Raw genomic sequence first — 20,975 nt, forward strand, 5'->3', positions numbered from 1 at the left:
CACTCTTTTGGTTAGGCGTTCAATATCCCCGTGAATCCCCCACGCCCCGGAGGGGCGAAAGCCATGAGCCGGAGGTGAAGGTGCGAAGCCCCGAAACCTCCGGTTACCTAACCCATATGGAAATCAGGCCAAGATGGAGGGATCGCCGTACGCTCGATTTTCATCGTCGTAAAAGCGGGTGTCACCTCGCCAAGCCACGCCACTCCCCAGGCGTGTTGGCATTGTTAAAAAGCCCTTCATCAGCCGGAGACAGGGGCAAGACGATGGCCAGCCTCTGATCCACCGCGTCTTCAATGAGGCGACGGAGGCTGAAGCGAGAGGCCGCAGCGGCGGCTTCGAAAACAGGAATCAGGGCTGGGGTGTAGAGGCCAGCGAGGGGCTCGATGCCATGGGCGGTACGAAAAAAAAGGGCACTGCCTGCGAGCGGTTGCGCCAGGATCTCAACCAGGAAAGTTGGGGTCATCTCGGGCATGTCCACCGCCAGCACCAGCAGGGGCTTCGCGGCCTGCTTTAAAGCTTGGAGGATGGGCAGCAGGGGACCGCTTCCCTGCCCCGGTGGATCGAAAAGCCACTCGGCCCGCAGATCCGGCGGCGCGCTCTCATGCAGGCCCTGCTCTTCCCGGCAGGCGATGAAAAGCGGCGTGGGCTGCAAGGCCTGGAGCTTGCGCGCCTGCACCTGCCACAGCGGCTGGCCTGCCCAGGCGAGCTGCGCTTTGTCCTGACCCATGCGGCTGGACTGCCCCCCCGCTAGCAAAAGCGCGGCGAAGGGGGCTGCGGGCGGTGGCAGGCTCATTCAGATTTCAAACCCACGCTGTTCACGGAAAGGACGCGGTAGGCACTGGCGTCTGCGGCGGGGGAAGGGTCCACGAATTTCATCTCGGCCACGGGCTTCTCTGGGGTATCGCCATAGGACATGCCTTGGAACAGTTTGCGCCCGAATTTACCCGCTGGTTTTTCCGGGACTCGGGCGATTTCTTGACCGTTTTTGACGATGAGAAACTGCTGGAGCCCGCTTTCCAAATCAGCCTCGGCTTCCCAAGTGAGGATACCTTTGTGGAGTCGCACTTGAGTCGGGGCCGGAGGTGGGGTGGTGTCGCCTGTCGCGCCTGTTTTCAGGTACTCCGCCCGCAGCGGAATGAGCTCTTTGGCAGGCAGCCAGGCCGCTGTTTCCAAAGCGCCTTTGAACTCGCCCGCAGCAACGGCTTTGTCGTCATCCATTTCAGACAGCCAGCCTTCGCTCACCTTCACCGGGTTCAGCGCGTAACCGGTCTCAGGCAGGCGCTGGGTGAGGCAGACATCCAGGAAAGGAATGGCCAGGTAGCGGGAGTCTCCACACTCGTGGCCGGTCCGTGGGTCGCGGGCAAAACCTACGGGGGCTCCTTTCTCCCGCCAGGCCTTGAACATGGCGCGATCTCCCACGCGGGCGGGGCCGTGGCGTTTGTCCTGCTCCTCCTTGAGGCCGCCATTGAAACACATGGGCACGCCATACACAGCCTCCCTCAGCGTGGGGCGTGGGATATCGCCTTTTTCCCAGACGTAAAAGGCGGAGCCAGAACGGAACCAGATGGCGGCGATGCGCTGAGGGTGCAGGGTCAGCATGAGGCTGGACCAAAAACCACCCCCGCTGTGCCCCCACAGCGCCCAGGGCACCTGGGTGAGCTCGGGGTGCTTTGACTGAGCCGCGAAGTCCTCCAGGCTGCGCAAAAAGGTTTTCTCGGAACCATTGCGCGGATCGCACCATTTTCGGCAGTCTTGGCCATCGGCCTGGTGATAGGAGGGCCCCAGGAGAGCGCAGTCGTGCTTTTTCGCCAGCGCCTGCCAGTGCAGGTCATAGGCTGCGGTTTCGCCACCTTTGCAGGCCCCGGCCCCACAGCCGTGCTGGTGGACGATGACGCCTTTGATTTTTTCCACCCCTTCCGGCACCCAGAGGGTGTAGGTCACGCCATAGATGAGCTCCCCCGGTTTTTCTGAAGGCGGGTACTCAACGGTGAAGTAGGACCCCGCCGCCTGGGCGAGGAGGGGAAACAGCAGCAAGGCAGCAAGCAGACGCATGGGCCTATGATGGAGGTAGGCGTGGCGTGACGTCAAGATGCTTGGCAAAAGGAGCTCTCCTGTGGAGTATTCTTTTCCCATGAATGCACCCCGCCCCTGGATGATCGCTGAAACGAACTGGCAGCAGGTCAAAGACACCCGCTACGAAGTTGCCGTACTGCCCTGGGGCGCTACCGAAGCGCACAACTGGCACCTGCCCTACGCCACGGACAGCCTGCAAAACGAAGCCATGTGTGCCGAGGCAGGGCGCTTCGCCTGGGAAGCCGGGGCCAAGGTGGCCATCCTGCCCAACATCCCCTTTGGCGTGCAGACGGGCCAGCTCGACATCCCCTTTTGCATCAATATGAACCCCAGCACGCAGATGGCCGTGCTGGAGGACATCATCGCTTCTCTGGAAGGCGTGGGCGTGCCGAAGTTCGTCCTCTTCAATGGCCACGGCGGCAATGACTTCCGCCAGATACTGCGGGAGCTTCAGGCCCGCCACCCCCGCATCTTCCTCACCGTGGTGAACTGGTTCAGCATCAGCAGCGGGAAAGACATCTTCACCATCGTGGGCGATCATGCGGATGAGCGCGAAACCAGCCTGCTGCTGCACCTGCACCCGGATCTGGTTTTGCCTCAAGACCAATGGGGACCAGGCACGGACAACCTGTGGAAAATCCCGGCCATGCGGGAGAAATGGGCCTGGGCCCCACGTGCCTGGACCCAGGCCACGAATGACACGGGATCGGGAGATCCCCAGCACGCCACGGCAGAAAAAGGAGCACGTTATTTTCAGCGGCTGACCACCCAGTTTGCCAGTTACCTGGTGGACCTGGCCGCCGCAGATCCCGCAGCGATGTATGAGCCCGCAACCTGAAGACTCAGGCGAAGGTGAGCCGCCAAAGCCTTTCGATAGCCGGTGATGGCGGAATGTGTGGAGCTACTTTCACACTTCACCCGCTCATGCGCCGCACAAACCCATCCAACGACGGGGCCGCGTGTCCAGCGTCAAGCCCCGGCATTGATCGTGATGCGCTTTTCAGGAATCGGGGATTCGATGATGCCCAGTTCCGTCTCCTGGCGCAGGCGTAGCTGGCCACAGGCAGCGGCGATGTCATGCCCCTTTTCCCGGCGCAGCGTGGCCTTCACCCCCGCATTCAGCAGCACGTCGCGGAACTCATCCTGATGCGGCTCACTGGGCCTCACCCAGGGCAGGCCCTCCACGGTGTTGTAGGGGATGAGGTTCACCTTGGCATCCAGGCCCTTGGCCCGTTTCGCCAGACGATGCGCCTGGTCCAGGCCATCGTTCACATCCTTGATCAGGATGTACTCAAAGGTGATGTGCTGCTTGCGCTTGGACCGCCAGTAAGCCAGCGCCTCGAAGAGTTCATCGAGGTTGTACTTCTCATTCACCGGCATGATCTTGTTTCGCACCTCGTCACTGGCGCCATGCAGGGAGATGGCGAGGCGGATTTGCAGAGGGAAATCGGCTAAGCGTTTGATCTGCGGGGCCAGGCCACTGGTGCTCACCGTCATGTGCCGCGCACCGATGCCGATGCCCCATTCAGCATTGAGGATCTCGATCGCTTTGATGACGTTGCTGTAGTTGGAAAGCGGCTCGCCCATGCCCATGAAGACCAGATTATCCATCCGCTCTCCGCTGTAGGCTTCCACCTGGACGATCTGCTCCACGATTTCAGAGGTGGTCAGATTTCGGGTGAAACCGGCCAAACCACTGGCGCAAAATTTGCAGTCGTAGGCGCAGCCCACTTGGCTAGAAACGCAGAGCGTGTGGCGGTCTGAGGCCTCGCCATACAGCGCCGGATTCGCCGGGATGAGCACCGTTTCGACAAAACGTCCATCGTGCAGCTTCAGCAAGAATTTGCGCGTGGTGTCCTTGGAGCCGGTCACGGTGGCGATGGTCATCGTCCGGGTGACAAACTTCTCCGTCAGCGTCTGGCGCAGGCCCTTGGATAGGTTCGACATCGCCTCGATGCTCACGGCCCGTTTGGCAAAGGTCCAGTCAATCACCTGCTTGGCGCGGAAGGCGGGCTCGCCCAGTTCAGCCATGAGGGAGGTGATCTCCGGCGGCGTCAGGCCGAGGAGGGACAGGGGAGCGGCAGGTTTGAGAGGGGCAGCGGTCAAAGTAAAACGAGGCAGTCAGGCACAAATCAGAGCAGGAAGGCGTCCTGCAGGGTGATTTGTCCGTCCCGCAGGGTGTAGCGGGCCAGCCAGGCATCAGCTATCGCCGAAGAAGTGCTTAAAACAACTTGGTTCTCGCCCACCGGGTGACGCAGAAAGCTGCAGCCCGCCGCCTCTAGCCTGGGCAATTCCGCCCAACTGGACAGGCCCAGCCCGGCGATGACGCTGCCCGGCGGCAGGGGCGTGGGGTCCATGCACCAGGCCGGGGGGATGATGTGCAAAAGGTGGGCGTAGTGGCTGGCGCGCAGTTCCGCCGTCCAGAAATCCCGCAGTGCAGGCAGATGCAGCAGCGCCTGCCAAGCCGGATGCTGGACGGGGGAAAGAGCCCCCTCCGCACGCAGCAGCCCAGCCTCCAGGCGGATCTCAAAGCTCTCAGGCAAAGGGGTCGGCAGCGGCTCCTGCGGCATCCAGCTTTGCAGAAAGCCGGTCAGCGACTCAGGCAGCCTGCCTTTGCGCCAGCGCCCTTGCAGCATCGTCATGGCATTCAGCCAGCGTGTGCATTCATACCCCAGCGGGCGCAGATCTTTCCAGGCAGGATGATCATCTGGCAGGCGACGGGCAGCGGGGGCGGACATGATCCTCTAAATAACGGCAGACGATGCCGACCTGCCAATAAAAAGGAGCGGGGCCCGCAGACCACCGCTCCTGAAAAAACATCGAGGCTCCGTGCCCGATTATTTGCCGGGGACGGCCGGCATCTTCATTTCCTGATAGCCTTCAGGCAGAGCAAAGGCGCTGTCTTCCACCTTTTCTTCCTTGGCGGAGACCAGCTCAGACACAGTGGACTTGCCCATCATGGTCATTTCAGACTTGATCACCATGCCAGGAAAATCGCTGGCCTGAGGGGAAAGGGCCGCGGCAGGGTTGCCCATAGCCTTCATCAGTTTGTCCTGGGCCGCGTTCAGTTCCTGGTAACCAGGGAAGTCTTTAGCCACCCAGAATTTTCCGGTGCCGATCTGGCCGCTCCAGGTGTAAACTTCACAGTCGTAGCTGCCCACTTTTTCCTTCTGCCCCGTGGCCGCAGGTTTGTCCGCAGGCTTGCTGCCGCCCATTGCACCGCCCGCCATGGCCATCATGCTTTTCAGGGACTCTGCGTCCATCTTCATCATCATTTTCTGGGCATGCATCAGCATCACCATGTTGCCCGCAGCGCCGTCGGCCACCACGCTCATCTGCTGGCCCAGGTCCATGCGGGTTTTGTCACCTTTGATCTTGATGCTCACCTCTTGGGTCTGCCCATCGGTGGTGGCTTTTTGAATCACGACCCAATCAGCGAACGACGTCTGAAGAGCGACCAACGAAACGGCGAGAAGTAGAAGAGATTTTTTCATAAGGGTTTTTGAGTGTATCTGAAATGCGCCCATCAGGTCAATCCAGATCCCCTGACAAATGCGCCAGAAATCGGCTCAAACACCCGATTTGGATGGGCCTGCTTTTCGCAGCGCCTCACTCGCTAAACCTAACCGATACAGCACTGCGATGATGGTGAGAAGGGAATTCCCTTCCAGCCGATTGTTCACAAACAAAAACGAAGGCTTTGTCTTGCTCCGTGCCGCATCCGCCTGGCGCATTTCGATGATGGCCGCCGCCGACCTGCCAATAGAAACGAGCGGGGGCCGCAATGCACCGCTCCTCAAAAAAATGATGACTGCTGCGTGGCTGATCACTTGCTGGGGAGCATTCGCGTCTGCACTTCCTGATAATCTTCAGGAACCGCGAAAGCGCTGTCATCCACCTTTTGTTCCTTGGCTGAGACCAACTCAACAACGCTGGATACTCCACTCATGGTCATCTCGAGCTTGATTAGCATACCGGGATAAGCGCTCGGCATAGGGTAATGAGCGTGGTTATTGGGTGCGTTGTAGTTGGACAATTTTTCAATGGCCGCATTCAGTTCCTGGCACCCTGGGAAGTCCTTGGCAAACCAGAATTTCCCGCTGCCACCCTGGCTGCTCCAGGTGTAAACTTCACAGTCATACGTGCCCACTTTTTCCTTCTGCCCCGTGGCGACAAGTTTAACCGCAGGCTTGCTTTCACCCATTGCCCCGCCGTCTCTAGCCATCATGCCTTTGCGGGACTCCTCGTCCGTCTTAAACATCGATTTTGAGTGGTGCATCAGCGTCACCACGGTGCCCGACACGCCGTTGGTCACAACACTCAACCCCTGACCTTTTTCCACGTGGCCCATGTCCACGCGCATTTTGTCGCCTTTGATCTTCATGATGGTCATCTGTTGGCCCTGCCCCCCAAAGGTAGTTTTGTGACTCACGACCCAATCAGCGAACGACGTCTGAAGATACAGCAACCAGACGGCGAAAAGTAGAAGAAATTGTTTCATCAATATTTTAAGAACCTATCTGAAATGCGTCCATCAGGTCAATCCAGATCCCCTGACAAATGCGTCAGAAATCGGCTCAAACACCCGATTTGGATGGGCCTGCTTTTCGCAGTGCCTCACTCGCTAAACCTAACCGCTCCATCACCGCGATGATGGTGAGCAGGGAATTCCCTTCCAAACGATTGTTCACAAACAAAAACGAAGGCTTCGTCTTTCTCCGTGCCACATCCGCCTGGCGCATTTCGATGATGGCCGCCGCCGCTTGGCGCGCCTCTTCATTGATCTCTTTGGTGGACTGATACGGCTGAAAGGTCTGCACCGCCTGCTCATAGGTGCGGCCCGGCTTCAGCAGGAAACGCGCTGCGACAAATTCATCACTGGTTAGGCTACCAGGGATCTCCAACTGCTCCGCCACACTCGGCATGTGCGTCCAGTTATTCAGCACATGGGTCACTCCATGGTTGCGCAGCATGGCAAAGTAGTCCGGATGCAGCATGGAACGATTGCGCACCTCCACGCCATATTGCCAACCTTTGGGCAACTGAGAGAAGAAGCCATCCAGCAGATCCACAAACTCCCGCCCGCGCTGGAAATCACGCGGGTGGAAATGACTGAACTCAAACATGAGCACGCCCATCTTTTCGTGATGCGGCTCGCACGAGGCGAGGAAGGCGCTGCGGAACAATTCGGCATTTAGAAAATGCGGATTTCGCTGGCCACCGCGTTCTCCATAACGCGGCAGTTTGGGGAAGGTGCGCGCGGTAATCTCATCCGTCACCTTGAAGGAAAACTTAAACCCCTCCGGCACCTGAGCGCAGAGATCGGCGATGTACTTGGGCGAAGGAAATTTGTAATAACCCGCATCCACACAGACCGTGCGGAAGACCTGCGCATACTCCTCCAGGCACTCGCGCTCAAAGCGACTTTCGGCAAATTTACCTCGGTATAGGTACCGCTCCTCCTCATAGAGCAGGCCCTTCCAGCCGGGATATTTCCATGACGAAGTGCCGATGAAAACATTCTGCTCTGCCAGGCGATGCAGGGCAGTTTTTAACGCAGCAAGGGGCAGAGTGGGACCGGCAGGGGTGAACATCAGCACGGCTAAATTACACAAGCTGTGCTTTTGTCGCAATCGTGGGCACCTTGCTTTCGTTCCCAGGGATCCTTCGCCATGCGTCGTCTTTTCTTTTTTGCCCTGTTTTGCCTTTCAGCCCTCTCGGGACTGCACGCCGCACCGCCGCCGAATATTGTCTTCATCCTCAGCGATGACCACAGTTACCCCTTTCTAGGCTGCTATGGGCGGCCGGAGATGAAGACGCCTCACTTGGATCAATTCGCGGCGGAAGGCATGAAGTTCCACCGCATGTTCACTGGGGCCCCGCAGTGTGTGCCCTCACGGGCCACCTTCCTCACCGGGCGCTCTCCGGTGGCCTGCCGCATCACGCGATTCAGCTCGCCCCTGCCTCGCGATGAAATCACCTACCCGGAGATCCTGAAAAAAGAGGCCGGGTACTTCGTGGGTGTCCTGGGCCGCAGTTATCATCTGGATGGCTCTGGCCGCAGCCCGGAAGCCAGCGCGCGGGTGTTTGAGGCCAACCAACTCCAGACCTTCAAAGAACGCTTCGACTACGTGGACTCCACCGGCCAGACCACCATCCCGGAGACGATGAAGGCCTTTTTTGATCAACGCCCGAAAGACAAGCCCTACTATCTCTGGGTCAATTTCAGCGATCCTCATCACCCCTGGGACACGGGGACAAACCCACCTGATCCCGCCAAGCTCGCCGTTCCAGGCAGCCTGCCAGACCTGCCCGGCGTGCGGTCTGACCTCTCCCGTTACGAGGGCGAGATCGAGCACATGGACACCGACTTCAAGCGCGTGCTGGACATCGTCAAAGCGCGCGCCGGTTTGGAGAACACGCTCATCGTTTTCACGGGTGACAACGGCATGGCCTTCCCCAGTGGCAAAGGCAGCCTGCATGACCCCGGGCTGAATGTCCCCCTCATCGTCTGGTGGCCCGGCGTCATCCAGCCCGGCAGCGAATCCCGCGCCCTCATCTCCGGTGAAGACATGGCCCCCACCTGCCTGGAGGCAGCAGGCCTGCCTGTGCCTAACCGCATCAGTGGCAAAAGTTTCCTCCCCCTGCTGCGCGGCCAGCCGTTCCAACCCCGCCAGCACATCTTCGCTGAACGCGGCCCTCACGGCAGCGCCACCTTCAATGAAGGCGTCTCCGCAGCAGGCGTGGACTACAGCCGTGCTGTGCGCAGCGACCGCTACAAACTCATCTACAACGTCACCCCCAGCCACCGCTACTCCCCCGTGGACAGCGCCGGGGACCCGAGCTGGCAGGACATCGTGAAAGCCCACGAGGGGAAGCAACTCGACAGCGCTTTTGAAACCCTCTGGTTCACCAGCCCACGCGCCGTCTATGAACTTTACGACCTGGACACCGACCCCAGTGAACTGCGCAATCTCGCGGGTCAGCCCGACATGAAGGACATCGAGCAGCAGCTCAAAGAGGCCCTTCAGGAAAAGATGATCCTGGACTACGACTACCTCCCCCTGCCCATCGCAGGGGCCCCGAAAAGGAAAGCTGCAGACAAGAATCCAGCCGCAAAGAATGATCCCAGCCGCGAGAAGCAATTCACCCAAAAAGACAGAGACAAAGATGGCGTGTTGAGCTGGGACGAATTCCGCCAAGGACGCAGTGCGGCGGAGGCGGAAGGCTGGTTCAAAGCCCGTGACCAAGATGCCAACGGCAGTCTCAGCCGTGAAGAATTCATCACCGCCCAAGTGCCCAACCCACCCAAGAAATAACCTGCTTTCCCAGCCTCATGAAAAGCTTTCTCCTCACGCTGTTGGCCTCACTCAGTTTGCTCAGCACCTGCGCTGAAGCGGCGGATCGGCCTAACGTCTTATTCATCATCTTCGATGACTGGGGCTGGCGCGATGCCGGGGCCTATGGCTCCACCTGGGTCAAGACGCCGAATTTTGACCGCATCGCCAAAGAAGGCATCCTTTTCAAAAACGCCTACACCTCCAATCCTAAATGCAGCCCCTGCCGCGCCAGCATCCTGACCGGGCGCAACACCTGGCAGCTCGAGGAAGCCTCCTGCCACAATGGCATCTTCCCTCCCAAGTTCGCGGTGTATCCCGATCTCGTCCAGGCCGCCGGTTACACCATCGGCCTCACGGGCAAAGGCTGGGGCCCTGGTGACTATAAACTCAATGGCCGCACCCAAAACCCTGCCGGCCCCAGCTTTGACTCACACACCCTCGCCCCGCCTGCCAAAGGCATGGGCAAGAACGACTACGGCAAGAATTTCGATGCCTTCATGAACCAGCGTGAAAAGGGCAAACCCTTCTGTTTCTGGATGGGCTTTCAAGAGCCTCACCGCGCCTACGAGCCGGACTCGGGCCTGCGCCTGGGCAAGAAACTCGAAGACGTGGTGGTGCCCCCTTACTTCCCAGACACCTCCGTGGTGCGCGGCGACCTGGCGGATTACGCCATCGAGGTGGAATACGCCGATGCCTACATCGGCAAAGCCCTGGCTACGCTGGAAGCAGCGGGTGAGCTGGACAACACGCTTATCGTGGTCACGTCCGATCACGGCATGCCCTTCCCCTACGTCAAAGGCCAGATCCACGAAGATGGATTCCACCTGCCACTGGCCATGCGCTGGGGCAAAGGCATCCAGCCAGGGCGAGTCGTGGAGGACTTCATCAACGTGCGTGACTTCGCCCCCACCTTCCTGGAACTGGCCGGGCTGAAACCTCATGAACAGATGACGGGCAAGAGTCTCGTCAACATCCTGCGCTCGCCCAAGTCAGGCTTCATCGAAGATCGCAAAATCATGCTCGCGGGCAAAGAGCGGCATGACCTCGGGCGGCCTAACGACTGGGGTTATCCCGTGCGCGCCATCCGCACCCCCGACTACCTTTACGTGCACAACTTTCACCCCGAACGCTGGCCCGCCTGCAATCCTGAAACCGACTTTGGCAACTGCGATCCCAGCCCCACCAAGGAGCTGATCAAAGCCCTCGGCGGCACCTACTATGAGATGGCCTTTGGCAAACGCCCTGCCGATGAACTCTATCGCCTTAGCGATGATCCCTCCGGCATTCGCAACCTCGCCAACGACCTCGCCTTTACCCCCGTGCTGAATGACCTGCGCGACCAAATGATGACCCTGCTCAAAGCAGAAGGCGATCCCCGCGCCCTCGGCAACGGAGCCATCTTTGATACCTACCAATACCTGGCCACCCGCAAAAAGGGCTACGACACCTGGCTGAAAGCCCAAGACGCCGCCCTCGCGGAATCCATCAAGGCCAAAGCCATCGAAGTGAATGACCAACACCGCGCGCGCCCGCCAAGGTGAAGACTGTGCCGTGAGGAGTGGCGCAGTGGTCTAGAAGGTGGAAGGTGGCACGTTTGAGGAAAGGGCACCCTTTTGCGAACGAGGACTGATTCAGAGCGAACGACGGTGGCTTGATCTTCAGCCAACGAAGACGAAAAACGTCCTCCCTCGCCACTTGCGGGGTTGCGAAGCCGCGAAGCGAAAGGGCCCGGGGTGAGGGGCCGTCAAGAGGTCTCGAGGGTTGAATGCAGAAGCGTCGTTTTGCGTAAAAGCACACCCTTTTGCGAACGAGATCCTTTCCACTGGCGGCCCTCTAGGTCTAACAAAAAATAAATACCCATCCACTACATTTGTGGTTGCATCAAAACTACAAATGTAGTGAAATGCATAAATCATGCCTGCTCCTGACATCTCCGAGTCTGAATGGTCCATCATGGAAGCCCTCTGGAAGCGTGCTCCCCAGACCGCCTCTGAAGTCACCCGCACCCTCAAGCCCACGAGGAAGTGGGCAGAAAACACCGTGCGCACGCTGCTCACCCGCCTGGTGGAAAAAGGCGCGCTGAAGACCGATGAAAACACCAGTGGCACCCGCACCTACCTGCCCGCTGTGAAGCGTGAGGCCTGCGTGCGTGCAGAGAGTGATTCCTTCCTCCAGCGCGTCTTCCAAGGCGCTGCCAAGCCCCTGCTCATCCACTTTGCCCAGAACAGCAAGCTCACCCCTGAGGAGGTGAAAGAGCTCAAAAAGCTGCTCGACCAATCACTCAACCGCTAACCACCATGAACCTGCTTCCCCAACTCTTTGACTGGGTGCTCGCCACCAGCCTTCGCGCCTCACTTCTCGCAGCAGCCGTGCTCTTGATCCAGGCCGCTTTGCATCGGCATCTCACCCCGCGCTGGCGCTACGCCCTGTGGCTGCCTGTGCTCGCCACGCTGCTCATGCCGAGCCTGCTGGAAAGCCGATGGAGCGTAGAAACTCTCCTGTCTCACACGGCCAAGGAAGCCGTGGTCGCGCCAGCCGCGCAGCCTCTACCCATGGCCCTAGAAATAGCCGCGCCAGCAGTGCCCATCCCACCCACCCCCACCCAGCCTTTCAACTGGCAGCTCGCCCTTGCCACGACCTGGGCCGTGGGCTGCTGTGCATGGCTGCTCTGTGGCACAGTTTCTTTCATGCTCGCCTTGCGGCGCTATCGCCGTAGCGCCCTTCCAGCACCTACCGATCTGCTCCATGAAATCGAGCAAGTGGCCGCTGAAATGCGCCTGCGCCGCCTGCCCCGTATCTGGGTATCTCCGCAGGTGGGCAGCCCCGCCATCACGGGCGTGTGGCGTCCCACCTTGATGTTACCCTTCCAGTTAGGTGAGCACTTCACTCCCGCAGAAATCCGCCTGATCCTCAAGCATGAACTCATGCATCTGAAGCGCGGCGATCTACCCATGAATCTGCTGCTCTGTGCACTGATGGCCCTGCATTGGTTCAATCCCCTGCTCTGGATGGCTTTCTTCAAAGTGCGCACGGATCGCGAAGCTGCCTGCGATGCCCAAGTGCTGGCCCATGGCTCCACCGAAAGTCGCCGCCACTATGGCCATGCACTACTGAAGATGGAGTCTGCTTTCGGCCCTCATGGTTTGAGCCTCGGTTTTGTCGGCATCTTCCAGCGCGGGACCGCCCTCCGCACCCGCATCCAGGCCATTGCACAGGCTCCACGCTCTCATCCCCTCATGCGCTCCTTCATCGTTGGGGCCATGGCGGTGCTGACTTTCCTGGGCAGCACCCGTGCCCAGACTCCCCCTGACGAAGCGGCCCAGAAAGACCTCAGCTTTGCCCTAGGCCAGTCACGCTTCCGCCCTGGGGATGCCCTGCACATCATCTCCGTCGAAAGGACCGCTGAATTTCTCACAGTCACAGGCAAGTATGAACTGACCAGCCAAGATGCAGCCACACTGGGCCTGTACATCACCTCGCTCGACTCACCCGCCAAAGGTGTCCCCAATGGGCCTAACCAACAAGTCGTTCTCCAAAAAGGCCGTGGTAAATTTTCTCTCACCCTGCCTCAGCCGTACCCTGGCCTGCCCCATTTGACATTTTATAAACTCGCCCCACCAAGCAATCACAAAGCCTTTGGCGCGATCTATTTTGGCACGAAGGCTGAAGCGGAAGCTTCGCACAAGCTCAACCTCAGCTACCTGGCACAGGATGCCCCCTACCCCACCGTTGCGAACAAGTACTTGCTGGAAAAACTCGACCGCATCGTTCTCCCAGACATCCAGTTCAGCGGAGCTACCCTGGAGGAAGTGGTGGAGTTTTTAACCGTGAAAGCCAAGGAGTATGACACCACAGAAACCGATGAGACTCGCAAAGGTGTTCCCTTCCTGATCCTACTCCGACCCGGACCCCAGAAGATTATCAGCCTGGATCTCAAAAAAGTCCCGTTAGTCGAAGCTATTCGATACGTTAGCGAACTGGCAGGGATGAAATTCAGAGTCGAGCCGCATGCCGTGATCTTCGTCCCGGCCACCGGTTCCACTCCATTGATAAAGGCCACTCCAACCCCTGCCCAAAACCCAAAGGGCCGGGCTGGTGAACTGGACCGCAAGATCATCCTGCCCCAGGTCCAGCTCAAAGAAGCCACCTTGGAAGAAGCTGCGGAATACCTCCGCACCCAAGTGCAAACCGCCTGTGATCGCATGCAGGAATCTCCCCTCAATATCATCATCAAACCCGGTGCTCCTGCTGGCCTCAAGATCAGCCTCAGTCTCAAAGAAGTGCCCCTGGTGGAAGCCCTGCGCTACCTCGCCGAGCTCTCCAATCATACCCTTCGAGCCGATGATCAAGGCTTCATTCTAGAGCCGCGTTGACGCCAAGGAGCAGCCAGACCCGCCAATGGGTGATGTCTAGCGAACACCCTCATTCGTTAGGCTTCACCGTCTTCTTTTTACACTCATTCGCCCCACACCTTCGGCACCACGTAGTTCTTCGGCTGCGGGCCACCTTTCGGCGGCAGGGCCTGCGCGGCAAAGGTGGCGAGCTTAGCTTTCAGCTCGGCCACTTTTTCCGGTTGGCTCGCGGCGAGGTTGGTCTTTTCGTTGGGATCTTCGGCTAGGTTAAACAGCTCCACGCCAGTCGGCGCGGCGGCTTTTTTCTTCTTTTTCTTGGCGGCTTTGGGGGCCTCTTCGGCATCCGTCGTGCCGCCATTCAGCACCAGCTTCCAGTCGCCCATGCGCACGGCTCCGTTGTTAGGCGCGGTGTTGTAAAGGATGGCCTCATGCGGAGAGGCCGCCCCCTCCGTGATGGCAGGCCAGGCATCGCGCCCGTCCAGGGGGTCTTTTTGCTCCAGAGAGGCCCCGGCCAGCTTCAGCAAAGTCGGGTACCAGTCCACCATGTGCAGGGGGGCCTTGACCACGCTGCCTGCGGGGATCTTCCCCTTCCAAGTGGCAAAGGCCACCACGCGGGTGCCTCCCTCATACAGCGTGCCTTTGCCAGCGCGCAGGGGGCCATTGTCCGTGATGGTGCCGGGGCTGGGGCCACCATTGTCACTGGAGAAAATGAACAGCGTGTTGTCACTCAGCCCGGCCTCTTCCACCGCCGTAGCGATCTTTCCCACGGCCTCATCCATGCAGGCCAGCATGCCGGCGTAGATGGCGCGGTTCCCCTTCAGGTGGGCGTAGGGTTTCACATACTCCTCCGGCACCTGCCAGGGGCTGTGCACGGCATTGAAAGGCACGTAGAGAAAGAGCGGCTTGGCCTTATCCCCCTCGCGGATCACCCGCGCGGCTTCCTGGCCTAACAAATGAGTGGAGTAGCCCTGGTCATCGCTACGCTGGTCATTGCGATGCCAGTCGTAGCCGCCATCACGCTCCAGCTTGAAGTAATCAATGGCCCCATTGTAGTGACCGTACTGCTGGTCAAACCCACGGCGGGTGGGCAGGTAATCCCGCGTGATGGAACCTAGGTGCCACTTGCCCACGATGGCCGTCTGGTAGCCCGTCTCCTTCAGCGCCTGGGGGAGCACACGCTCCGTCAGCGGCAGCCCATAGTCCGCCCAGGGCCGCACCACACCCACCTGCAGGCCGTGGCGCATGGGGTAGCGCCCGGTCATCAGCGCCGCCCGCGTGGGGCTGCACACCGGCTGCACGTAAAATTGATCCAGCACCGCGCCCGCCTTCGCTAGCTTATCCAGGTGCGGCGTGGCGATGTCCTTCCCCCCCATGAACCCACAGTCCGCCCGCCCCAGATCATCGGCCAAAAGAAAGACAATGTTCGGCCGCGCAGCCTCCGCCGCGAGAGCGGGCAGGCCGAGTCCAAACAAAAACAGGGCGATCCAGCAGGAGGGCAGCTTCATAGCCCCGCAGAAACGCCGCCCCCCGACACAACTTTCCAAGGAATGTCACGACAGCCGATTCAGCAGTTGTCTTCTCAGGTGAACGTGATTTGATTTCATCCACCATGAACGCACCCCAGACACCTCCTCTCCGTGCCGGTTGGTATGCCAAAAAGTGCGAGAGCTTGGATAGCATGCGAACGGAAAATATCCGTTTCTGGCAGAATCAAGGCGGTGCCGCCATCCGGCAAGCAGCATGGGAATTGGTCATAGAGTCTTGGAAACAACAAAAGCGCAATCTCGATGAACTCCGATTTCAGCGATCTCCTTCGCCTCTTCGATCAGAATGAGGTGCGATACCTGATCGTAGGCGGCTATGCGGCGATGCTGTATTCCCAACCTCGCTTCACCAAAGATTTAGACATCTGGCTGGAACCGTCCGACGATAACGCAGCTCGAGTCGTGAAGGCTTTTCACCAGTTTGGAATGCCCTTGATTGACGTCACCCAAGCAGACTTCGCCAAGGAGAGCTTTCAATACATGGTCGGCAGAGCGCCCATCCTTTTTGATTTCCTCACCTCATTGCCCGGCCTCAGCTTCGCCTCTTGCTGGGCTGAACATACCGTGGATACCGACGAAGGCTTTGATATCCATTACCTCTCAAAGGATGCCTTGATCAAAGCCAAGACCCTTGCCGGACGCATCCAGGATCTGGCCGACCTCGACGAAATACGCCGAGCGGATGAGCGGCTCTGATGTGCCCACCTCTCCATTCGACAATCCCGCCGAACCGTTTATTCTCCGCGCTCCCTTTCCCACACATGAAAAAGAAAATCGTCCTCGCTTATTCCGGCGGCCTCGACACCTCCGTCCTGCTCTCCTGGATCAAAGAAACCTATGATGCCGAAGTCATCGCCTTCTGCGCCAACATCGGTCAGGACGACGAACTGAAAGGCCTGAACGCCAAAGCCAAAAAAACCGGCGCTCTGAAAATCTACGTGGACGACCTCCAGGAAGAGTTCGCCAAGGACTTCATCTTCCCCATGATGCAGGCAGGGGCCATCTATGAAGGCCAGTACTTCCTGGGCACCTCCATCGCCCGCCCCCTCATCGCCAAGCGCATGGTCGAGATCGCCAAGCTCGAAGGCGCCACCGCCATCGGCCACGGCGCCACCGGCAAGGGCAACGACCAGGTGCGTTTCGAGCTGACCACCGCCGCTCTCGCCCCCGACCTGGAAATCATCGCCCCCTGGCGTGACGAGCGTTTCCGCACCCAGTTCCCGGGCCGTGCCGAGATGATCGCCTACTGCGAAGAGAAAAAGATCCCCATCCAGGCCAGCGCGAAAAAGCCCTTCTCCATGGACCGCAACCTCCTGCACATCAGCTACGAGGCCGGCATCCTGGAAGACCCCTGGTTCAACGCGGGCGACGTGAAGTATCGCGACTACTTCACCACCCTCTCCGTCTTCCCGGAAGACGCCCCGGACAAGTCCGAGTACGTCGTGCTCGACTTTGACAAAGGCAACTGCGTGGCCGTGAACAGCAAGCCCATGAACCCCCTCCAGGTCATGAAAGCGCTGAACAAACTCGGCGGCAAACACGGCGTCGGCCGCGTGGACATGGTGGAAAACCGCTTCGTCGGCATGAAAAGCCGCGGTGTGTATGAGACCCCCGGCGGTGCCATCCTCCACTTCGCCCATCGCCAGATCGAGTCGCTCACCATGGACCGCGAAGTCATGCACCTGCGCGACAGCCTCATCCCCGAATACGCCAAGCTCGTGTACAACGGCTTCTGGTACGCCCCCGAGCGCCTCGCCCTCCAGGCACTCGTCACCGAGAGCCAAAAGAACGTCTCCGGCACCGTCCGCGTGAAGCTGTACAAAGGCGGCATCCACGCCGCCGGCCGCCAGAGCCCGTTCAGCATGTACAACCCCCACATCGCCACCATGGAAGCCGACCCCACCAAGGCCTACAACCAAGACGACGCCACCGGCTTCATCCGCCTCAACGGGCTGAGACTACGCGTGAACTCGCAGGTGAATGGCGCGGGGAATATTGGGGGTTAACTGAAGCGATCTCGTTAGTCTCTCACCTGCCCGGAAACCGCAAGGTTTCCGGGCTTTTTTGTTGGCGTAGTCAGGTCTGCCTGTGCCACAGATCCAACTCTTGCTGGCACCGAACTCAAAACGTCGTTGGGTTCCCTATTCTAAAAGTAGCTCTGCGAACAAATGACCTGCCAACCAAGACTGATTGAGGCAACTCACACTCACCCGTGCCATCTTTGAGCCTCGGAATACATCATGAAGAAAAATTTGGCCTATATCCTCGCAGGTATCCTTGTTCTTACCGTCAGCTACCTTGCGGCCTTTTTTATCCTCGGTTGGCTTGCGCCCCACCATCCGGCGATCAATCGCTTCTATTCCGACAAGTTTTATTCGCTGAGGTGCCTCCAGGAATCAAACTACCTTAACCGTTTAGAGCGGCATGATGGCATTTTGACTTTGGGCGCCTCGGGCAAACCTACAATCATGAAAGAAAAAGGAATGGGCATAGGATTTCTCGTTCCCGAATCACTCCAAGAAGAAATCGCTCAGATTCCTAGCGGCTCAGAAGTGGAGGCCTATCTGGGAAAACGTCTGGATCGCGAAAGCATCGGCTACTACCACAACGAGATACGGCGCATTCAAATCAAATGAGTCTCACGTCACCGATGGAGGCCATACTCATGCTCAATAGGTAGGCAAAGAGAATGCCTAGCTCACCGTTCCAACGAGGTTCCAAAAGCTAGCGAAAGGTTCTTATAACCAGATGAGCCTGGAACTCCCTAGAGACAATCCATCGCCTCCTCCCCAAGCCCAAAGGGCTTCCGCACTTGAGCGAAGGGTTCGCAGAACCCTGGTCATCCATGACCGCACACGTCAGGAGACGTTGAACCCTGAAAGGGTTCTGTCCCTCACCAAAGCCTCGCTCTCATTTGAAGTCGTTGATTAATAGCCCCGAGCTGCTCAAGCTAGGGCTACTTTGCTGAGCCCCCTATTCATCGCCCTTTGGGTTAGGGGAGAATATTTCAGGGAAGGCAGGCGAAGAGCAACCACTTCAAAAGTCCCGAAGGGACGAGGCAACAAAGCCCAGGGTCAGCCTGGGAACCAGGCGCAGCCCTGGGGGATAAGACGGCGGTGTTCTCTGTGCCAGAGAGCCCTGAAAGGGCGAGGCAGGAGGGCCACGCCACCTTCTCCTGCCTCGCCCTTTCAGGGCTTGGGGGAGGGGTGACGGTTTCTTTCCGGGGGTCCCAGGGCTACGCTCGCTAGGGCTCGCTGGCCCTGGGCTGGGTTGTCCCGCCCCGCTGGGGCTGGGGGAGAGGGCTCGCGTGATGACCCGGCTTGCTCACCCGACGGGCAAGGACCTTCAGAAAGAATGACCCCGCAGAGGACCTAAAACCGCAGAGAGGAACAAAACCGTATTCTCTGCGGTCTTCCAATCTCTCGCGGTGAGAAAATCCCCGCCCCCATCTTCAACGCCCCCGATGCCGGAGGCATCCCAGCCGGTAGCCAGGCGGTAAAGGGAGCCCCGGCGACCACACCCCTGGTCAGGCAAGATGGTCATTCCCAATCAACGCCGCATCCTGGAAGGATGCCAGCGGTGCCCTCATGGCTGCCGACGCGATCCCCCAAACGGCGACGGTTTGGAGGACTCGGCCTTCCAAGAAAGGCGGGTAATCCGGCGATGAGGTGGCAGAGCTAGCGGGATCTTTTGCGCCGGACACACCCGCCCTACGAGAGATCTGGGAACGTAGGGCGGGTGTGTTCCGCGCCCTTTGGGTTCGTTGCAGGATCAGGTCACTCGCGGAATGACCCGCCTTGCTTTGGCGGTGCCCTTTTGGCTAACGACACGATTCCACCCAAAACGGCAATGGTTCGGAGGACTCGAGCTTCCAAGAAAGGCGGGTAATCCGGCGATGACACGGGAGATCAAACATGCCGCAGTGCGCCGGACACACCCGCCCTACGAGGGATCTGGGAACGTAGGGCGGGTGTGTTCCGCGCCCTTTGTATTCGTTGCAGGATCAAGTCCCTCGCGGAATGACCCGCCTTGCTTTGGCGGTGCCCTTTTGCTGCCGACGCGGTCCCCCCAAAACGGCAACGGTTTGGAGGACTCGGGGCTTCCAAGAAAGGCGGGTAATCCGGCGATGACACGGGAGAGCAAACACGCGTCAGTGCGCCGGACACACCCGCCCTACGAGGGATCAGGGGACGTAGGGCGGGTGTGTTCCGCGCCCTTTGGCTTCGTTGGCAGGATCCAGTCACTCGCGGAATTACCCGCCTTGCTTTGACGGTGCCCTTTTGCTGCCGACGCGATTCTTTTCCCAAGCGACGTGGGGTGAAGGACTCGGCCTTCCAAGAAGGGCGGGTAATCCGGCGATGAGGTGGCAGAGCTAGCGGGATCTTTTGCGCCGGACACACCCGCCCTACGAAGGAGGCGCTGGAGCGTGGCCACATCATCCCTGGTTAGGCGAGATGGTCATTCCCCCTTCGACGCAACCGACCAGGCAGGGCCTAGGCGAGCTAAAGCTCGGGCTGCTTTCCTGAGGCCATAAGCGCCGCGCTTTTTGTTAGGTCCGTAGATCCTAAGACGGGTAAGGAGCGAAATCGGATGCCATCGTCCAGCCTGTCATAAGTCGGCGAAGGGGGCGGGATCTAGAGATGACAAATCCGGGCGCGTGGTGTTACATGCATGACATTCCCCTTCCTCCCATGATTGAATCTCTGACGTTCATCCTGCTCGGCCTGATCCTGCTCTATTTTGGGGGAGAGGGGCTGGTGAGGGGGAGCTCGGCGCTGGCGCTGCGGCTGGGGCTGACGCCGCTGGTGGTGGGGCTGACGGTGGTGGCCTTTGGCACGAGTGCGCCGGAGCTGGTGGTGAGCATGAAGGCGGCGCTGGATGGGGAGGGCGCGATTGCCATAGGCAATGTGCTGGGATCCAATTCGCTCAACATCGGCCTGATCCTGGGGCTAACGGCGCTGATCTGCCCGCTCACGGTGCAGCTTCAAATTTTGCGTATGGATGCCCCCCTCATGGTGGTCGTTACGATGATCGGCGGGTGGATGCTGCATGATCTCCACCTCAGTCGGCTGGAGGGCGGCCTGCTGGTGGCGGGGCTGGTGGCATACGTGATCTTTACGGTCATGTATGCGAAACGGGTGAGGCAGTCACCAGCAGTCGTGGAGGAGTATGCGGAGGCGCTACCCACGCCCAAAGGCAGTGTGGGACGGGATGTGGTCTTCATGCTAGGCGGCCTGGGGCTGCTGGTGGTGGGCTCGCGCTTCATGGTGGATGGCGCGGTGAGCCTGGCACGGCTGTATGGCATCAGCGAGGCGGTGATCGGCCTAACCATCGTTGCCGCAGGCACGAGCATGCCAGAGCTGGTGACCTGCGTGGTCGCGGCACTGAAAAAGGAGCCGGACATCGCCCTGGGGAACATCATCGGCTCGAACATTTTCAACATCCTGGGCATCCTAGGCGGGGCCAGCCTGCTGAGGCCCCTGCATGGCACCGGCATCCAGATGACGGACATCTACATCGGCATCGCCTTTGCCATCGTCCTGGTACCGATCCTCAGGACGGGCCAGAAACTGATGCGCTGGGAGGGGGCACTGCTGCTGGCCGCCTACGTGGGCTACATGGTGTGGCTGTGGCCGAAGGAGTGAGAATGGAAAACCGCACCGTCC

General features: G+C 59.5%; 18 protein-coding genes. 9 read left to right on the forward strand and 9 right to left on the reverse strand.

Features of this window, described 5'->3' with window-relative positions; translation table 11 throughout:
- Window positions 1–181: 181 nt before the first annotated feature.
- Together mobA and HNQ64_RS01435 are read right to left on the reverse strand one after the other, a co-directional pair.
- Complete coding sequence (gene mobA / locus HNQ64_RS01430) at window positions 182–793, reverse strand: molybdenum cofactor guanylyltransferase (protein WP_184204503.1); 612 nt, start codon at window positions 791–793, stop codon at window positions 182–184.
- A complete protein-coding gene (locus tag HNQ64_RS01435; protein WP_184204504.1) occupies window positions 790–2,052 on the reverse strand; it encodes an alpha/beta hydrolase family protein in 1,263 nt (420 codons plus the stop codon). Before HNQ64_RS01435 ends, mobA begins: the two co-directional genes overlap by 4 nt.
- A 79-nt stretch (window positions 2,053–2,131) precedes the next feature.
- Between HNQ64_RS01435 and HNQ64_RS01440 the strand changes: the two genes are divergently transcribed.
- Window positions 2,132–2,911, forward strand: coding sequence for a creatininase family protein (locus tag HNQ64_RS01440; RefSeq protein WP_184204505.1), 780 nt, complete (start codon window positions 2,132–2,134; stop codon window positions 2,909–2,911).
- A gap of 131 nt (window positions 2,912–3,042) precedes the next feature.
- On the opposite strand, the gene rlmN is transcribed toward HNQ64_RS01440, so the two are convergent.
- From rlmN to HNQ64_RS01465, 5 genes are all read right to left on the reverse strand, one after another.
- The gene (rlmN, locus tag HNQ64_RS01445; RefSeq protein ID WP_246430909.1) at window positions 3,043–4,179 is read right to left on the reverse strand and encodes a 23S rRNA (adenine(2503)-C(2))-methyltransferase RlmN; all 1,137 of its coding nucleotides are present in this window, start codon (window positions 4,177–4,179) and stop codon (window positions 3,043–3,045) included.
- A gap of 26 nt (window positions 4,180–4,205) precedes the next feature.
- On the reverse strand, window positions 4,206–4,811 hold the full coding sequence (locus tag HNQ64_RS01450; protein WP_184204506.1) for a hypothetical protein: 606 nt from the start codon (window positions 4,809–4,811) through the stop codon (window positions 4,206–4,208).
- Window positions 4,812–4,910: 99 nt separating this feature from the next.
- On the reverse strand, window positions 4,911–5,567 hold the full coding sequence (locus tag HNQ64_RS01455) for a DUF4412 domain-containing protein (RefSeq protein ID WP_184204507.1): 657 nt from the start codon (window positions 5,565–5,567) through the stop codon (window positions 4,911–4,913).
- Between the two features lie 332 nt (window positions 5,568–5,899).
- The gene (locus HNQ64_RS01460; protein WP_221305303.1) at window positions 5,900–6,574 is read right to left on the reverse strand and encodes a DUF4412 domain-containing protein; all 675 of its coding nucleotides are present in this window, start codon (window positions 6,572–6,574) and stop codon (window positions 5,900–5,902) included.
- 76 nt (window positions 6,575–6,650) lie between these two features.
- On the reverse strand, window positions 6,651–7,667 hold the full coding sequence (locus HNQ64_RS01465; protein WP_184204509.1) for a DUF72 domain-containing protein: 1,017 nt from the start codon (window positions 7,665–7,667) through the stop codon (window positions 6,651–6,653).
- A gap of 78 nt (window positions 7,668–7,745) precedes the next feature.
- On the opposite strand from HNQ64_RS01465, the gene HNQ64_RS01470 reads away from it, so the two are divergent.
- The 4 genes from HNQ64_RS01470 (at window position 7,746) to HNQ64_RS01485 (ending at window position 13,786) form a co-directional block, all read left to right on the forward strand.
- Entirely contained in the window at window positions 7,746–9,392 is a 1,647-nt protein-coding gene (locus tag HNQ64_RS01470; protein WP_184204510.1) for a sulfatase family protein, read from the forward strand.
- A 17-nt stretch (window positions 9,393–9,409) separates the two neighbouring features.
- Window positions 9,410–10,954 (forward strand): sulfatase family protein, encoded by a 1,545-nt coding sequence (locus HNQ64_RS01475; RefSeq protein ID WP_184204511.1) that lies wholly within the window; start codon window positions 9,410–9,412, stop codon window positions 10,952–10,954.
- A 373-nt stretch (window positions 10,955–11,327) separates the two neighbouring features.
- The gene (locus HNQ64_RS01480) at window positions 11,328–11,705 is read left to right on the forward strand and encodes a BlaI/MecI/CopY family transcriptional regulator (RefSeq protein ID WP_184204512.1); all 378 of its coding nucleotides are present in this window, start codon (window positions 11,328–11,330) and stop codon (window positions 11,703–11,705) included.
- Between the two features lie 5 nt (window positions 11,706–11,710).
- Window positions 11,711–13,786: a M56 family metallopeptidase gene (locus HNQ64_RS01485; protein ID WP_184204513.1), complete on the forward strand. Its 2,076-nt coding sequence runs from the start codon at window positions 11,711–11,713 to the stop codon at window positions 13,784–13,786.
- Between the two features lie 83 nt (window positions 13,787–13,869).
- Here HNQ64_RS01485 and HNQ64_RS01490 read toward each other — a convergent pair whose 3' ends face one another.
- Window positions 13,870–15,270: an arylsulfatase B gene (locus HNQ64_RS01490; RefSeq protein WP_184204514.1), complete on the reverse strand. Its 1,401-nt coding sequence runs from the start codon at window positions 15,268–15,270 to the stop codon at window positions 13,870–13,872.
- Window positions 15,271–15,552: 282 nt separating this feature from the next.
- On the opposite strand from HNQ64_RS01490, the gene HNQ64_RS01495 reads away from it, so the two are divergent.
- The 3 genes from HNQ64_RS01495 (at window position 15,553) to HNQ64_RS01505 (ending at window position 17,945) form a co-directional block, all read left to right on the forward strand.
- Window positions 15,553–16,005, forward strand: a complete 453-nt coding sequence (locus HNQ64_RS01495) for a hypothetical protein (RefSeq protein ID WP_184204515.1) — start codon at window positions 15,553–15,555, stop codon at window positions 16,003–16,005.
- Window positions 16,006–16,070: 65 nt separating this feature from the next.
- Window positions 16,071–17,315 carry an argininosuccinate synthase gene (locus HNQ64_RS01500; protein ID WP_184204516.1) on the forward strand — a complete coding sequence of 415 codons (1,245 nt, stop codon included), beginning with the start codon at window positions 16,071–16,073 and terminating at the stop codon, window positions 17,313–17,315.
- Between the two features lie 234 nt (window positions 17,316–17,549).
- Complete coding sequence (locus tag HNQ64_RS01505; RefSeq protein WP_184204517.1) at window positions 17,550–17,945, forward strand: hypothetical protein; 396 nt, start codon at window positions 17,550–17,552, stop codon at window positions 17,943–17,945.
- Window positions 17,946–18,654: 709 nt separating this feature from the next.
- Here HNQ64_RS01505 and HNQ64_RS01510 read toward each other — a convergent pair.
- A complete protein-coding gene (locus HNQ64_RS01510) occupies window positions 18,655–18,852 on the reverse strand; it encodes a hypothetical protein (protein WP_184204518.1) in 198 nt (65 codons plus the stop codon).
- A 1,148-nt stretch (window positions 18,853–20,000) separates the two neighbouring features.
- Here HNQ64_RS01510 and HNQ64_RS01515 point away from each other — a divergent pair.
- A complete protein-coding gene (locus HNQ64_RS01515) occupies window positions 20,001–20,954 on the forward strand; it encodes a calcium/sodium antiporter (RefSeq protein ID WP_184204519.1) in 954 nt (317 codons plus the stop codon).
- The last annotated feature ends 21 nt before the right edge of the window (window positions 20,955–20,975 follow it).

This window comes from Prosthecobacter dejongeii (assembly GCF_014203045.1).
GTDB lineage: Bacteria > Verrucomicrobiota > Verrucomicrobiia > Verrucomicrobiales > Verrucomicrobiaceae > Prosthecobacter > Prosthecobacter dejongeii.

Bases quoted from the DNA above. Each gene is read 5' to 3' on its own strand.
- HNQ64_RS01510 (WP_184204518.1), bottom strand. From the start codon at position 18,852: ATGACCATCTTGCCTGACCAGGGGTGTGGTCGCCGGGGCTCCCTTTAC.
- HNQ64_RS01450 (WP_184204506.1), bottom strand. From the start codon at position 4,811: ATGTCCGCCCCCGCTGCCCGTCGCCTGCCAGATGATCATCCTGCCTGG.
- HNQ64_RS01440 (WP_184204505.1), top strand. From the start codon at position 2,132: ATGAATGCACCCCGCCCCTGGATGATCGCTGAAACGAACTGGCAGCAG.
- HNQ64_RS01475 (WP_184204511.1), top strand. From the start codon at position 9,410: ATGAAAAGCTTTCTCCTCACGCTGTTGGCCTCACTCAGTTTGCTCAGC.
- mobA (WP_184204503.1), bottom strand. From the start codon at position 793: ATGAGCCTGCCACCGCCCGCAGCCCCCTTCGCCGCGCTTTTGCTAGCG.
- HNQ64_RS01505 (WP_184204517.1), top strand. From the start codon at position 17,550: ATGAAGAAAAATTTGGCCTATATCCTCGCAGGTATCCTTGTTCTTACC.
- HNQ64_RS01515 (WP_184204519.1), top strand. From the start codon at position 20,001: ATGATTGAATCTCTGACGTTCATCCTGCTCGGCCTGATCCTGCTCTAT.
- HNQ64_RS01500 (WP_184204516.1), top strand. From the start codon at position 16,071: ATGAAAAAGAAAATCGTCCTCGCTTATTCCGGCGGCCTCGACACCTCC.
- HNQ64_RS01465 (WP_184204509.1), bottom strand. From the start codon at position 7,667: ATGTTCACCCCTGCCGGTCCCACTCTGCCCCTTGCTGCGTTAAAAACT.
- HNQ64_RS01455 (WP_184204507.1), bottom strand. From the start codon at position 5,567: ATGAAAAAATCTCTTCTACTTCTCGCCGTTTCGTTGGTCGCTCTTCAG.
- HNQ64_RS01435 (WP_184204504.1), bottom strand. From the start codon at position 2,052: ATGCGTCTGCTTGCTGCCTTGCTGCTGTTTCCCCTCCTCGCCCAGGCG.
- HNQ64_RS01470 (WP_184204510.1), top strand. From the start codon at position 7,746: ATGCGTCGTCTTTTCTTTTTTGCCCTGTTTTGCCTTTCAGCCCTCTCG.
- HNQ64_RS01490 (WP_184204514.1), bottom strand. From the start codon at position 15,270: ATGAAGCTGCCCTCCTGCTGGATCGCCCTGTTTTTGTTTGGACTCGGC.
- HNQ64_RS01460 (WP_221305303.1), bottom strand. From the start codon at position 6,574: ATGAAACAATTTCTTCTACTTTTCGCCGTCTGGTTGCTGTATCTTCAG.
- HNQ64_RS01480 (WP_184204512.1), top strand. From the start codon at position 11,328: ATGCCTGCTCCTGACATCTCCGAGTCTGAATGGTCCATCATGGAAGCC.
- HNQ64_RS01495 (WP_184204515.1), top strand. From the start codon at position 15,553: ATGAACTCCGATTTCAGCGATCTCCTTCGCCTCTTCGATCAGAATGAG.
- HNQ64_RS01485 (WP_184204513.1), top strand. From the start codon at position 11,711: ATGAACCTGCTTCCCCAACTCTTTGACTGGGTGCTCGCCACCAGCCTT.